This is a genomic window from Nocardioides pini (genome assembly GCF_026712185.1).
In the GTDB taxonomy this organism is placed as follows: Bacteria; Actinomycetota; Actinomycetes; order Propionibacteriales; family Nocardioidaceae; genus Nocardioides; species Nocardioides pini.
This window is the reverse complement of the sequence record NZ_JAPPUX010000001.1, coordinates 418,026-431,072: the sequence shown is the minus strand read 5'-3', so window position 1 is coordinate 431,072 and position 13,047 is coordinate 418,026. Positions and strand designations below refer to the sequence as shown.

Genomic DNA, 13,047 nt, shown 5'->3' with positions numbered 1-13,047 from the left:
CATGGGGGGATCGGGGTGGGTGGCGAGGTGGGCTCAGGCGGCGGTCCAGCCGCCGTCGATGGAGAGCGAGGTCCCGGTCATCGAGGTCGCGGCGGGGCTGCACAGGAACGCGACCGCGTCGGCGACCTCCTCCGGCTCGACGAGCCGCTTGAGGGGGGTGCGGGCGAGGAGGACGGAGTCGAGGACCTCGTCCTCGGCGATGCCGTGGGCGCGCGCCTGGTCCGCGAGCTGGCCCTCCACCAGCGGCGTACGGACGTAGCCGGGGCACACGGTGTTGCTGGTGACGCCCTTGTCCGCGGCCTCGAGCGCGATGACCTTGGACAGCCCCTCGAGCCCGTGCTTGGCACTGACGTAGGCCGACTTGTAGGCCGAGGCGCGGTGGCCGTGGACGCTCGAGACGTGGACGAGCCGTCCCCAGCCGCGGGCGTACATGCCGGGCAGGACGCGACGGGCGAGCAGGAACGGCGCGTGCAGCATCAGCGCGTGGATCGCGCGGAACCGCTCGGGGTCGAACTCCTCGACGGGGGCGACGTGCTGGATGCCGGCGTTGTTGACGAGGATGTCGACGTCGAGGTCGAGGGCGGCGATCGCCGCCTCGTCGGTGAGGTCGACGACGTGCGGGGTTCCGTGCACCTGCGCGGCGACCTTGGCGACCCCCTCGTCGTCGCGGTCGAGCAGGTGGACGTCGGCGCCGGCCTCGGCGAGCCGGGCCGCGACCGCCGCGCCGATGCCGCTGGCGGCGCCCGTCACCAGGGCCCGGCGTCCGTCGAGGGCGGGCGGTGCGGAGGGCGTGGCGGTGGACATGGCCCTCACCGTAGGGAGCGGAGTGACGTACAGCACACGGACCGGGCAGCCACACTTGAAGCGGGAACATGTGGCCCACCCACACAGCGGGCCGCGGGTCAGCCGTCCTGGAGGCGCGACAGCCGGAGGGCGAGCTGCAGGTCGAGCGCCCGCCCGGGCTCGCGCCAGCCCGGGCCGAGGAGCTCGCCGATCCGCTCGAGCCGCTGCGTCACGGTGTTGGGGTGCAGGTGCAGGGCGGTGGCGGTGTCCCTGAGGTGCCCGCCACTCGCGAACCACGCCTCGAGCGTCGCCACCAGCCCGGTCCCCCGCCGCTCGTCCCACGCGCGCACCGGGCCGATCGAGGCCTCGATGAACGCGGTGACGTGCTCCGGGTCGTTGTCGCCGAGGAGCAGGCGGGCGACCCCGAGGCCGGCCGGGTCGCTCACGGCGCCGCGCCGGCCGAGGCGCACCAGCGTGTCGAGGCAGCGGCGCGCCTCGTCGTGGGCCGTGACCAGCCGGTCACCGTGGAGCGCGTCGCTCGTGCCGACCACGCCGACGGTCGCCACCCCGCCGAGCTCCGCCACGGCCGCCTGCAGGTCGGAGCCCACGCGGCCGGGATTCTCGCTCGGCACCACCACGACGACCGCACCGCGGTGCTCGCCGGCGAGGCCGGAGCTGCGACGCGCGAGGGCCACCGCGGCACGGCCCGCGCCGTGCCGGTCGACGCCGTCGACGGTGGCGGCGGCGACCACGACCGGGCCGTCGAGGCTCGCGCTGTGGCGTCGCACGCGGTCGCGCAGCCGCTCGCGCGAGGCGGGGTCGGACTCCAGCAGGTCGGCGAGGAGCTGGCCGCCGAGGCGCTCCTCCGCATCGGTGACGGAGCGGGCGAAGAGCAGGACCAGCGCGGTGACCAGCGCCCCTCGCTCGAGCGTACGACGACCGGCGAGGTCGAGCGGCTCGTCGCGGCGCACGACCAGGGTGGCGACGTGCTCGGTGCGGGCGAGCGCGGCGGCGACGAGCCCCGACCCCGTCTCCACCGAGCGGCCCGACGCCACCGCCTCGGCCACCGCCTCCGGCTCCGCGTCCGGGGGCGCCGTCGCGGTGTCCTCCCCCGCCAGCAGCTCGCCGGTGGGCGTCCACACCGACACCGCGCCCCCGAGCACGCCGGAGAGCACCTCGGCCACCTCGGCGACACCCCCGCCGCCGATGAGCAGGTCGGTGAGCCGGTCGTGGGCCAGCGCAGCGGCGTCGACGGCCTCGGTGTGGCGGGTCAGGGAGCGGTTGGCCTCGTCGAGCTCGGCGAACAGGCGGGCGTTCTCCAGCGCCACCACGGCGTGCGCGGCGAAGGAGGTGAGCAGGCTGACCTCGGCCTGCGGGAAGCGGCGCACGGACCGGTGGACGGCGAGCAGCGCCCCGATCACCACCCCGTCGAGGACCAGCGGCACGCCGAGGATCGCGCGGATCTGCTCGCCGGCGACCGCCTCGTCGATGTAGCCCTGGTGCACGAACCGCTCGTCGGCGGCGTAGTCCTCGGTGAAGTAGGCGGCGCCCGTCTGCGCGACGAGCCCGAGCAGGCCGGTGCCGAGCGGCAGCCTGAGGTTCTGGAACTCGCGGGTCAGCGCCCCGTCGGTGACCTTCATGTAGGACGCGCCGTCGGCCTCGTCGTTGAGCGAGAGGTACGTCATGTCGCAGTGCAGCAGCTGCCGCGCGCGGCGCACGATCGCCGCAAGGATGGTGTCGACGTCGCGGATCGCGGTGAGGTCGGAGGCGGTCTCGTAGAGCGCGGACAGCTCGGCCTCCCGGGAGCGCATCCGCCCCATCAGGTCGCGCAGCCGCACCGCCACGTCGTACTCCGAGCGCAGCACGGTCGCGTCGGCGCCGTCCAGGCGTGCCTCGCACCGCGCGAGGTGCTCGTCGAAGGCGGCCAGCGGCGCCTCGTCGTAGAGCAGGTCGAGGAAGGTCGGCACGCGGCACATCCTGCCCCGTCGGAGCAGCCGGTGCCTCAGCCCTCCCGGGACAGCACCATCTCGCGGTCACCGTAGACGACCTTGTCGCCGTCGACGAGCGCGGCCGGCTTGCCCGGCGCGAGCTGCCGCGAGACGCCCTGGCGCACCAGCACGGTGCCGTTGGTGGAGCCGCGGTCCATGACCACGATCGTCCCGTCGGGCGCCGGGCCGAACTGGGCGTGCGTCTTGGAGACCGACATGTCGGCCGAGGCCAGCGGGACCAGGTGGGCCACCTGCTCGCCCGAGCGCGGCTCGGGGCGGCGACCGACCAGCGCGAGGCCGGCGATCACGAAGCTCTCGCCGTTGTCGAAGTGGACGCGCCAGCGCGGTGGCGCCATCGGCGTGCCCGGCGGCGGCGACCAGGCCTGCGGCGGCGCCTGGGCCGGTGTCGGACGTGCCGGCGCTGGGGGCGCCGGCGCTCGGCGCGCCGGGGACGCCTGGGCGGGCGCGGGCGCGGGGGCCGGGGCGGAGGCGGAAGCGGGCCGGGCGAGGTCGGCGGGCAGCGGCTGGCGGCGCACGGAGTGCTCGGAGCGTTCGGGCGTCCTGACCTGCTCGACGGGCGGGGCCGGGACGAGCCGCATCGCGGTGAGGTTGACGATGTGGCGCGGACCGTCGTCGACGGCCGTGTCGGCGACCTCCACCACGGGGCGTACGTCGACCACGACGGTGCCGGTCAGGTGGTCGTGCCAGCCGCGGCGCTGACGGCTGCGGTCCTCGACGGCCGTCCAGGCCAGCGTGGCGATGCCGATGCCGAAGGTGGGCAGTCCGGCGAGACCCAGCACGAGCGAGCGGAGCAGCGCCGGGCCGACCCCGATCGGGGTGCCGGTGCCGTGGTGCACCACGCGCAGCCCCGTCATCGCCTTGCCGGGCGAGCTGCCGGTGAGGCCGGCCACGACGGCCATCACCACCCAGACGAGCACCGTCGCGCCGGCGACCGCGCCGACCACCGTCCAGAGGTCGTCGGAGACGACCAGGGCGGTCGCCACTCCGACGCCGGCGACGAGGGTCCAGGCGAGGAGGCGGTCGATCGCGAACGCGGCGAAGCGACGTTCGAGCTCGGCGACGGGGTAGGTCATGGCCTGGGGGTGCTGGGTCATGGCGGTCTCGGCGGGTCTCGGGTGGGTCGTGCTCAGGGGTTGGTGACCTGGATGGTCACGCCGTCGCCGAGGTCGAGGACGGCCCCGGGGATCAGGCTGACGGCGATGCCCGGCTTGAGGTCCTCCGCGTCGAGACCGGGCTGGGCCAGGACGGTGCCGTTGGTGGAGCCGAGGTCGGTCGCGACGGCCGACCCGTGGTCGGCGCCCGCGCCCGGGCGGATCTCGAGGTGCGTGGAGGAGATCTCCTGGTGCGGGCTGGGGACCGTCACGACGTGTGGCTGGTCGTGGGAGGCGAAGCGGCGTGCCTCGGGTGCGCGACCCACGAGCACGGTGCGGTCGACGGCGACCACGTCACCGGTGGAGAAGACGAGCGACGCGACGGGCTCGGCCACGACCTCGGGACCGATCTCCTGGCCGGGGATGGGCGGACGCTCGAAGTCGGCGTGCGGGCCACCGGCCTGGGTCTGGCCGTCGCGGTCGGGCCAGTCCTCGACGACCGGCGTCTCCCCGGTGGGCGTCGGGTCGTCCGCGGGCGCGCCGAACTGCAGGGGCGCGGCAGGGGGCACGGGGGCTGCCGGGACGGGCGCCGGCCCGGGGCCGGGCTCCGGCTCCGCGGCGGCGGCCTCGGGGCCGGGCTCCGGCTCCTTCTCCGGCTCGCGCTCGGGCTCGACGGCCGCGGCCGGCTCGTCGGCGGCCGCCTCGGGCGAGGCGGGCCGGGCGGACGCGGACGGCGTACCGAGCTCCACGGCCGAGACGCGGGCCACGCCGGGGGTGAGCGGGTGGTCGGCTGTCGCCTCGCCGGTGAGCGTCACCCGGACGCTGGTCACGCCGGTGAGGACCTGCTCGGCCCAGGCGGCGCCGGGGGCCGCGCTGACGATCTCCTCGCCGCCGGTCGAGGACACGGTCGCGGTCGGCGCGCCCCGCACGATGAGGTGCGTCGAGTCGTCGTCGTGGGCGACGAGGGCGAAGTGGTCGAGCGAGGACAGCCCGCCCGCGAGGAGGGCGTCGAGCAGCGCGTCGGCCGCAGCGCCCGAGTCGGCGAGGTCCCAGAGCCCGGCCACCCGGTCGCGCTGGCTGACCGGCAGCAGGACCGTCACCCGGTCGCCGACGACGGCGTACCAGTCCCCCGGCGCGAACCTGGCCTCAGTGCTCACAGTCGTCCCCCCAGCTTGGATTCGAGACTCTCCAGCTGGCGCTGGGAGTCGTACGTCGCGTCCTTCACCAATCCCACCACATCGACGACGACCGCCGTGGCGTTGTCGCGACCCCCGGCCGCGACCGCGGCCCGCACCAGCGCGTCGGCGGCGTCGCGGGGGTCGGCGACGGACTCGAGGATCTCCTCGATCTCCTCGTCGCCGATCATCCCGGTCACGCCGTCGCTGCACAGCAGCAGGCGCTCCACCGACCCGAGGGGCAGCAGGAAGAAGTCGGGACGGATGCCCTCGGGGCTGCCGAGCGCCCGGGTGATGACGTGCCGCTCGGGGTGGACCGACGCCTCCTCCACCGTGATGTGACCGGAGTCGATGAGCTCCTGCACGACGGAGTGGTCGACGCTCACCTGCTCCAGGCGTCGCTCGACGATGCGGTAGATCCGGGAGTCGCCGAGGTTGGCGAGGAGCCACTTGGTGACGCCGTCGTCGATGACGAGGACCGCCACCACGGCGGTCGTGCCGGCGTGCCAGCCGGGCTGCATCGCACGGTGGGCGTCGCCGTAGTCGACGATGCGCGCCTGCGCCCTCGCGAAGGCGTCGGCGACCTGCTCGGCCCCGCGCCGCGGGTCGTACGACTCCGCGAGCCGTTGGAACTCCTCCACGACCATCTGGCTCGCGACGTCGCCGCCGGAGTGGCCGCCCATGCCGTCGGCGACGACGAAGACGGGAGGTGCCACGAGGTAGGAGTCCTCGTTGACCTTCCGCACCAGACCGACGTCCGTCGACGCCCCGTGGTGCAGATCAACGTCAAGCATGTCGGCCCTCTTCGCCCCGTGTCGAGATGTGGGGCCGCGGTGCCGACCCGGCGAGTAGCGTAGAAGGGATGTCCAGTTCAGGGCGGACGACACCCGCACGCACCCTCGCCGACCAGCTGCGCAGCTGGCCGGACGAGCGGCTCGTGGCGCTGCTCAGGGCCCGTCCCGATCTCGCCACACCCGCCCCTCAGGATTCGTCGCAGCTGGCCTCGCGGGCCGCCACGCGCTCGTCGATCCATCGTGCCCTCGACGGGCTGGACCGCCTCGAGCTCTCCGTGCTTGATGCCCTCCTGGTCGCCGGTCAAACCACGTCCGCGGACCTGGTCTCGATCGTCCACGCCGACGCGGGGCGGGCGGCCGCCGCGCTCCAGCGCCTGCTCGACCTCGCGCTGGCCTGGGAGGCGCCCGGCGGTGTTCGGGCGCTCACCGGTGTGGCCGACGCGATGCGGGGCATGCCCGGCCTGGTGAGCGGGCTGCGACCCTCCAGCCCCGAGCCCGCACCCCCGGACGTGGTGGCGGCACGCATCGCGGAGCTGTCCCCGGCAGCGACCGCGCTCCTGCACCACGTCGACGACCACGGCGGGGAGGGCACGACCGGCTCGGCCCGGCGCACGGTCTCGCCGGCCGAGGCGCGCACACCGGCGGAGGAGCTGATCAGCCGCCGCCTGCTCGTGCCGCGCGAGGGCGACGCCGTCGTGCTGCCCGGGGAGGTCGGGCTGGCGCTCCGCGGCGGGCGGACGACCCGCGAGCCGGTCGACGAGGTGCCGCCGCTGGCGACGTCGGCGCGCGACGCGTCCCTGGTCGCCCGGACGGCCGCGGGCGCGGCGTTCGACGTCGTACGCCGCGTGGAGCTGCTCCTCGACCACTGGGGCGTGCAGCCGCCGAGCGTCCTGCGCAGCGGCGGCCTCGCGGTGCGCGACCTCAAGGCGGTGGCGCGCGAGCTGCACGTCGACGAGCCGGGGGCGGCGCTGGTCGTGGAGGTGGCCCTCACGGCGGGCCTGGTCGCCGAGGCGGCGGCCGGCGACGGCACACCGTCGTGGCTCCCGACCGACGAGTTCGACGTCTGGTCCGGTCTCCCGCTCGCCGAGCGGTGGGCGCGGCTGGTGGGCGGGTGGCTCGCCAGCAGCCGGGTGCCCTCGCTCGTCGGGTCGCGCGACCCGGCCGGCAAGGCCTGGAACGCGCTCGCCCCCGAGCTCTCCAGCGGGCTCGCCGAGGAGGCCCGCCGCCTCGCGCTGCAGGTGCTGGCGGACCTGCCGGAGGGTGAGGTCCTCGCGGTCGGCACCGGCATCGCCTCGCTCGTCCGGCGCGTCGGCTGGCTGCGCCCGCGACGGCCCACCGTCTTCGCCGACCTGGTCACGGCCGCGCTGTCGGAGGCGGCCGCGCTGGGCGTCACCGGTGCCGGCGGCCTCCCGCCCAGCGGGCGGCACGTGGCGGCCGGCGACCTCCCGGCGGCCGCGGAGGCGATCGCCGCCGACCTCCCCCGGCCGGTCGACCACGTGCTCCTGCAGGCCGACCTGACGGCGGTCGCGCCGGGCCCGCTCGAGACGGAGGTGGCCCGCCGCCTCCACCTGCTCGCCGACGTGGAGTCGCGCGGTGGGGCGACGGTCTACCGCTTCACCTCCGGGTCGCTGCGCCGCGGCTTCGACGCGGGGTGGTCCAGCGTCGAGGTGCGCGACTTCCTCACCTCGGTCTCGCACACCCCGGTGCCCCAGCCCCTGGAGTTCCTCGTCGACGACGTCGCCCGCACCTTCGGCACCGTGCGGGTCGGGCACGCCGAGGCGTTCCTCCGCGCCGACGACGAGGCTGCCCTGGCGGCCCTGGTGCACGACCCGCGCGGGCGCAGCCTCGGCCTGCGCCTGCTCGCCCCGACGGTCGCGATCGCCACCTCGCCGCTCGACGTCCTGCTGCCCCGGCTCCGCGAGCTGGGGGCCGCCCCCGTCGTCGAGGCCGCCGACGGCACGGTCCGGGTGAGCCGCCCGGACCTGCAGCGCGCCCGCACCCGGCGCGGCCGCCGCCCGGCCGGCGCCGTCGCGGCGCGGCAGGCGGCGCAGGTCCAGGCGGTGGCGACCGCCATCCGCGCCGGCGACCGGGCCGAGTCGTCGCGCCCCGCGAGCGCCGAGGCGACGACCACGCCGTCGGGAGCGCTCGCCGCGCTGCGGGAGGCGATCGAGGCCGGCAGCACGGTCGTCATCGGCTACGTCGACAACCACGGCGCGACCGGCGAGCGGGTCGTCGACCCGCGCCGCCTCGACGGCGGCCGCCTGTCGGCGTACGACCACCGCGCCGACGACGTCCGGGAGTTCGCCGTGCACCGCATCACAGGTGTGCGGTACGCCTGAGCACCCGCGTGGGCGCCTCCGTAGACTTGCACGATGGACTTCATCCGGTACGCCGAGCGCGCAGCGGCGCTCGTCAACGCCGACCTGCCCGGCGAGGAGGCGCTGCGCGACCACCTCGCCGACCGCTCGTGGCTGCACCGCTCGCTGGTCGCGGGCGACGTCGAGTCCCTGCAGAGGTTCCAGTCGGACCTGCGGCCCGTGTTCGAGGCCTCCGACGTCGACGACGTCGCGATGGTGGTGAGCTCGCTCAACGCCCTCCTCGCCGAGCACCCGGTCACGCCGATGATCTCCGACCACGACCCCGACAACCTCCACATGCACGTGGCGAACCGCGCGGCGTCGGTCGCCGAGCTGCTGATCGGCGAGGCGCTGATGGGGCTGGCCAACCTGGTCTGCGACCTCGGCGCCACCCGCCTCGGCATCTGCTCGGAGCCCCGCTGCGAGCACGTCTTCGTCGACACCTCCCCCAACCAGTCGCGCCGCTACTGCTCGGACCGGTGCTCCTCGCGCGCCAACGTCGCGGCCTTCCGGGCCCGGCGTCGCGCCGAGCAGGTGAGCCGGCCACCGGCCGCCGGCCGCGCCGCGGCGGCGTCGTCGTGAGAGCCGCCCGATGAACGACGGCCCCCTGATCGTCCAGTCGGACAAGACGCTGCTGCTCGAGGTCGACCACCCCGCGGCGGCCGAGGCCCGCAAGGCGATCGCCCCCTTCGCCGAGCTCGAGCGCTCCCCCGAGCACATCCACACCTACCGCCTCACGCCGCTCGGCCTCTGGAACGCGCGCGCGGCCGGGCACGACGCCGAGCAGGTCGTCGACGCGCTGCTGTCCTGGTCGCGCTACGCCGTGCCGCACGCCCTGCTCGTCGACGTCGCCGAGACGATGGGCCGCTACGGGCGGCTGCGCCTGGAGAAGCACCCGGTCCACGGCCTCGTGCTGTCCTCCACCGACCGTCCCGTGCTGGAGGAGGTGCTCCGCGCGAAGAAGGTGGCGGGGATGCTCGGGGCGCGCCTCGACGACGACACGGTCGCGGTCCACCCCAGCGAGCGCGGCAACCTCAAGCAGGCGCTGCTCAAGCTCGGCTGGCCCGCGGAGGACTTCGCCGGCTACGTCGACGGGGAGGCGCACGACATCGACCTCGCCGAGGACGGCTGGACGCTGCGCCCCTACCAGCGCGAGGCCGCCGACTCGTTCTGGGACGGCGGCTCGGGCGTCGTGGTGCTCCCGTGCGGCGCCGGGAAGACGATCGTCGGCGCGGCGTCGATGGCCCACGCCCGGGCGACCACGCTCATCCTGGTCACCAACACGGTGAGCGCCCGCCAGTGGAAGGACGAGCTGGTCGCGCGCACCTCCCTGACCGCGGACGAGATCGGCGAGTACTCCGGCGCCGTGAAGGAGGTCCGGCCGGTCACCATCGCGACCTACCAGGTGCTGACGACCCGGCGGAAGGGCGTCTACCCGCACCTCGAGCTCCTCGACGCCCGCGACTGGGGCCTCATCGTGTACGACGAGGTGCACCTGCTGCCGGCCCCGATCTTCCGGATGACCGCCGACCTGCAGGCGCGCCGCCGCCTCGGGCTCACCGCCACCCTCGTGCGCGAGGACGGGCGCGAGGGCGAGGTCTTCTCCCTCATCGGGCCCAAGCGCTACGACGCCCCGTGGAAGGACATCGAGGCGCAGGGCTACATCGCACCCGCCGACTGCGTCGAGGTGCGCGTCAGCCTGCCCGACGGTGAGCGGCTCGCCTACGCGACCAGCGACCCGGACACCCGCTACCGCCTCGCCTCGTGCACCCACGCCAAGATCGACGTCGTACGACGTCTCGTGCAGCAGCACGCCGGTCAGCCGACCCTCGTGATCGGGCAGTACATCGACCAGCTCGACGAGATCGCCGAGATGCTCGACGCCCCGGTGATCAAGGGCGAGACCACGGTCAAGGAGCGGCAACGCCTGTTCAACGCGTTCCGCTCCGGCGAGATCGGCCTGCTCGTGGTCAGCAAGGTCGCCAACTTCTCCATCGACCTGCCCTCGGCCGAGGTGGCCATCCAGGTCAGCGGGTCGTTCGGCTCCCGCCAGGAGGAGGCCCAGCGGCTCGGGCGCCTGCTGCGGCCCAAGACCGAGGGCCGCAGCGCGCACTTCTACACGATCGTCTCGCGTGACACCGTCGACGCCGACTTCGCTCAGAACCGGCAGCGGTTCCTCGCCGAGCAGGGCTACGCCTACCGGATCGTCGACGCCGGCGACCTGCCTGCCGAGGCCTGAGCCCGCAGCGACCGCCGGGAGTGGCGGCGTACGACATCGGATCCGCACCCGTCGTTGCCGCGCGACGGCGCGTCGAACGACCAGAAGTCCGCCAGACCTCCGCACCCACCGCGGGCGAAGCCCACGCGGAGGAGGTTGTGGTCGTCCGACGCGCCGGACCCCGCTCAAGCCAGCGTGCTGGTGTCGATCACGAAGCGGTAGCGCACGTCGGAGGCGAGCACCCGCTCGTACGCCTCGTTGACCTGATCGGCCCGGATCACCTCGACCTCGGCGGCGATGCCGTGCGGTGCCCGCTGCTGGCGCACCGTCTGACGGGGGCGATGACGCCGATCTGCTCGCAGTAGTCACGTCCGCGCGCTTCGCCTGCTTGGCTAGCCTCGAGCGCGTGACCCTTCGTGACCGCCTCGGCGCCGAGCTGTTCAGCAAGGTCGCCGGCCCCGACGGCCCGCGCAACCGGCGACGGGTGCACGGCACTCCGGGCCCGCGCTGGTTCGCCCCGGACTCCCCCATCGGCCGGGTCCACGGCGACGCCTCGATGTTCGTCGGCGGCATCCGCGCGGTCATGCTGCAGTCGTTGCACCCGGCGGCGATGCAGGGTGTGGCCGACCACTCCGGCTACCGCGGCGACATGTGGGGACGGCTCGCGCAGGTGTCGACCTACATCGCGATGACGACCTTCGGCGCCGAGCAGGACGCCCTGCAGATGATCCGGGCCGTGCAGCGGGCGCACGAGTCGGTCACCGGCACGATGCCCGACGGCACGCCGTACGCCGCCTCGGACCCGCAGCTGCTCGGCTGGGTGCACGCCGCCGAGATCCACAGCTTCCTCGTCGCGCACGACCGCTACGGCCACCGCCCCCTCGTCGGGGCGGAGCGGGACGAGTACGTCGCCCAGACCGCCGTCGCGGCCGAGCACCTCGGCGTGGTGGGTGCGCCGCGGTCGGAGGAGGACCTGCGCGCCACCCTGGCGGCGTACGCTCCCGAGCTCCGCGGGACGCCGGCGGCGCAGGAGGCGATCCGCTTCCTGCTGCTGCACCCCGACCTGCCGGTGGCCGCGCGCCCGGGCTACCTCGCCCTCGCCTCGGCCGCCATCGGCCTCCTGCCGGCGGCTGCGCGCCGCGAGCTGCGGCTGCCGCCCGTGCCCCCGGTCACCAACCGCGTGCTCGGTGCCGCCGCCACCCGGACGATCCGGTGGGCGATGGCCGCCGGCCACGCCGAGGCGCGCGAGCTGCAGCAGGCGACCTCGCAGTGAGCCTCGCGGACCGCTGGCCCCTGGCCGACCACCACGCGCTCCGCGACGACCTGCTCGACGCCTGGGACCGGTCGGGCTACCACGACCTGCGACACCTCGAGGAGGTGCTCGACCGGCTCGACCTGCTCGCGGCGGCCGGTGCCTCCTTCGACCCGACCCTCGTCGCCCTGGCCGCGTGGTTCCACGACGCCGTCTACGACGGGGCGCCCGACGACGAGGAGCGCTCCGCCCGCTGGGCCGAGCGCGCGCTGCCGGCGGCGTACGCCGACGGCGTCGCCCGGCTCGTGCGGATGACCGCCGACCACCGACCGGCCGGGGACGACCCCTCGGCCGCCGCCCTCAGCGACGCCGACCTCGGCATCCTGGCCGCCCCGCGCGAGCGGTACGACGTCTACGTGGCCGGGGTGCGGGCGGACTTCGCCCGCGTCGGCGACGACGACTTCCGCGCCGGCCGCGCAGCCGTGCTGCGCGACCTCGTGGGCAGGGCGCACCTCTTCAGCACTCCGCAGGCGCGGGAGCTGTGGGCGCAGGCCGCACGCGCGAACCTCGAGCGCGAGCTCGCGGGGCTCGAGGGGCTCAGCGGTCGTTGAGCTGGAGGTAGACCGTGAACCGGTCGTGCCGGTAGCAGGTGCGGGAGACCTCCACGATGCGGCCGTCGGAGACGGCGCGGCGGGCGTGGCGCAGGACCGGGTCGCCCTCGTCGATGTCGAGGATCGCCGCCTCGTCGGCGCTCGCCCGGTCGGCGCTGATGGAGTCCTCGACCTCGGTCGGGCGCAGGCCGCGGGCGGCGAGCGCCTCGTAGAGGCTGGTGGGCGTGCCGTGCTGGAGGAAGCCGGGCAGCAGCACCTCGTTGAGGTAGGCGTCCTCGACGCACACGATGGCCTGGTCGGCGCGGCGCAGGCGGCGCCAGTGGAGCACCGGGTCACCCGGCGAGATGTCGAGCGCGCGGGCGACGCCGGGGCCGGCCTGCTCGACGCGGGCGAGGAGCGTCTGCGACTCCGGCAGCATGCCGCGGCGGCGGATCTCCTCGGTGAACGAGGTGAGCCTGCCGGCGGTCCGGGGCGGCTGCGCGACGAAGGTGCCGCGGCCGGGGATCCGCTCGAGCAGACCCTCGGCGACGAGGGCGTCGAGCGCTTGGCGTACGGTCATGCGCGCCACGCCGAAGCGGGCGACGAGCTCGCGCTCGGACGGGGCCGCCGAGCCCGGGGGCTGGGCCTCGATGAGGCCCCTCACGTGCTCGCGAACCTGGACGTGCTTCAGTGCCCGCTGGCGCGGGACGACGAGGTCCACGGGTTCCATGTCACTCAGGCTAGGACTGGGCTGGACCGGCGGTCCGCAAATTGACCA

The 13,047-nt window shown here is 75.2% G+C and carries 12 protein-coding genes; 5 read left to right on the top strand and 7 right to left on the bottom strand.

The features are described 5' to 3' along the window. Positions 1 to 33: 33 nt before the first annotated feature. The 5 genes from NYO98_RS02090 to NYO98_RS02070 all read right to left on the bottom strand — a co-directional run bounded on the left by NYO98_RS02090 (position 34) and on the right by NYO98_RS02070 (position 5,852). Positions 34 to 804 carry a 3-hydroxybutyrate dehydrogenase gene (locus tag NYO98_RS02090; protein ID WP_268109870.1) on the bottom strand — a complete coding sequence of 257 codons (771 nt, stop codon included), beginning with the start codon at positions 802 to 804 and terminating at the stop codon, positions 34 to 36. A gap of 98 nt (positions 805 to 902) precedes the next feature. Further along, entirely contained in the window at positions 903 to 2,750 is a 1,848-nt protein-coding gene (locus tag NYO98_RS02085; protein ID WP_268109869.1) for a helix-turn-helix domain-containing protein, read from the bottom strand. Between the two features lie 35 nt (positions 2,751 to 2,785). Beyond that, positions 2,786 to 3,886 carry an RDD family protein gene (locus NYO98_RS02080; RefSeq protein WP_268109868.1) on the bottom strand — a complete coding sequence of 367 codons (1,101 nt, stop codon included), beginning with the start codon at positions 3,884 to 3,886 and terminating at the stop codon, positions 2,786 to 2,788. Between the two features lie 32 nt (positions 3,887 to 3,918). Beyond that, the gene (locus NYO98_RS02075) at positions 3,919 to 5,040 is read right to left on the bottom strand and encodes an FHA domain-containing protein (protein ID WP_268109867.1); all 1,122 of its coding nucleotides are present in this window, start codon (positions 5,038 to 5,040) and stop codon (positions 3,919 to 3,921) included. Then, entirely contained in the window at positions 5,037 to 5,852 is an 816-nt protein-coding gene (locus NYO98_RS02070; protein WP_268109866.1) for a PP2C family protein-serine/threonine phosphatase, read from the bottom strand. The genes NYO98_RS02075 and NYO98_RS02070 overlap by 4 nt, the downstream gene beginning before the upstream one ends. A 68-nt stretch (positions 5,853 to 5,920) precedes the next feature. Here NYO98_RS02070 and NYO98_RS02065 point away from each other — a divergent pair, with 68 nt between their 5' ends. From NYO98_RS02065 to NYO98_RS02055, 3 genes are read left to right on the top strand one after another with little or no spacing between them, the layout of a single operon-like run. Next, a complete protein-coding gene (locus tag NYO98_RS02065; protein ID WP_268109865.1) occupies positions 5,921 to 8,191 on the top strand; it encodes a helicase C-terminal domain-containing protein in 2,271 nt (756 codons plus the stop codon). Between the two features lie 33 nt (positions 8,192 to 8,224). Next, complete coding sequence (locus tag NYO98_RS02060) at positions 8,225 to 8,791, top strand: CGNR zinc finger domain-containing protein (RefSeq protein ID WP_268109864.1); 567 nt, start codon at positions 8,225 to 8,227, stop codon at positions 8,789 to 8,791. A gap of 10 nt (positions 8,792 to 8,801) precedes the next feature. Continuing rightward, positions 8,802 to 10,448, top strand: a complete 1,647-nt coding sequence (locus NYO98_RS02055) for a DNA repair helicase XPB (RefSeq protein ID WP_268109863.1) — start codon at positions 8,802 to 8,804, stop codon at positions 10,446 to 10,448. A gap of 164 nt (positions 10,449 to 10,612) precedes the next feature. Here the strand turns inward: NYO98_RS02055 and NYO98_RS02050 are convergent, their stop codons facing one another. Further along, on the bottom strand, positions 10,613 to 10,753 hold the full coding sequence (locus NYO98_RS02050; protein ID WP_326494410.1) for a hypothetical protein: 141 nt from the start codon (positions 10,751 to 10,753) through the stop codon (positions 10,613 to 10,615). Positions 10,754 to 10,833: 80 nt separating this feature from the next. Between NYO98_RS02050 and NYO98_RS02045 the strand changes: the two genes are divergently transcribed. After that, on the top strand, positions 10,834 to 11,700 hold the full coding sequence (locus NYO98_RS02045) for an oxygenase MpaB family protein (protein ID WP_268109862.1): 867 nt from the start codon (positions 10,834 to 10,836) through the stop codon (positions 11,698 to 11,700). Beyond that, positions 11,697 to 12,290, top strand: a complete 594-nt coding sequence (locus tag NYO98_RS02040; RefSeq protein ID WP_268109860.1) for an HD domain-containing protein — start codon at positions 11,697 to 11,699, stop codon at positions 12,288 to 12,290. The genes NYO98_RS02045 and NYO98_RS02040 overlap by 4 nt, the downstream gene beginning before the upstream one ends. Here the strand turns inward: NYO98_RS02040 and NYO98_RS02035 are convergent. Beyond that, positions 12,277 to 12,999, bottom strand: a complete 723-nt coding sequence (locus tag NYO98_RS02035) for a GntR family transcriptional regulator (RefSeq protein WP_268109859.1) — start codon at positions 12,997 to 12,999, stop codon at positions 12,277 to 12,279. The genes NYO98_RS02040 and NYO98_RS02035 overlap by 14 nt on opposite strands. Positions 13,000 to 13,047: the final 48 nt, after the last annotated feature.

Excerpts from the sequence above, each read along its gene's own strand:
- NYO98_RS02080 (WP_268109868.1), bottom strand. The coding sequence starts at position 3,886 with ATGACCCAGCACCCCCAGGCCATGACCTACCCCGTCGCCGAGCTCGAA.
- NYO98_RS02055 (WP_268109863.1), top strand. The coding sequence starts at position 8,802 with ATGAACGACGGCCCCCTGATCGTCCAGTCGGACAAGACGCTGCTGCTC.
- NYO98_RS02090 (WP_268109870.1), bottom strand. The coding sequence starts at position 804 with ATGTCCACCGCCACGCCCTCCGCACCGCCCGCCCTCGACGGACGCCGG.
- NYO98_RS02035 (WP_268109859.1), bottom strand. The coding sequence starts at position 12,999 with ATGGAACCCGTGGACCTCGTCGTCCCGCGCCAGCGGGCACTGAAGCAC.
- NYO98_RS02065 (WP_268109865.1), top strand. The coding sequence starts at position 5,921 with ATGTCCAGTTCAGGGCGGACGACACCCGCACGCACCCTCGCCGACCAG.
- NYO98_RS02060 (WP_268109864.1), top strand. The coding sequence starts at position 8,225 with ATGGACTTCATCCGGTACGCCGAGCGCGCAGCGGCGCTCGTCAACGCC.
- NYO98_RS02070 (WP_268109866.1), bottom strand. The coding sequence starts at position 5,852 with ATGCTTGACGTTGATCTGCACCACGGGGCGTCGACGGACGTCGGTCTG.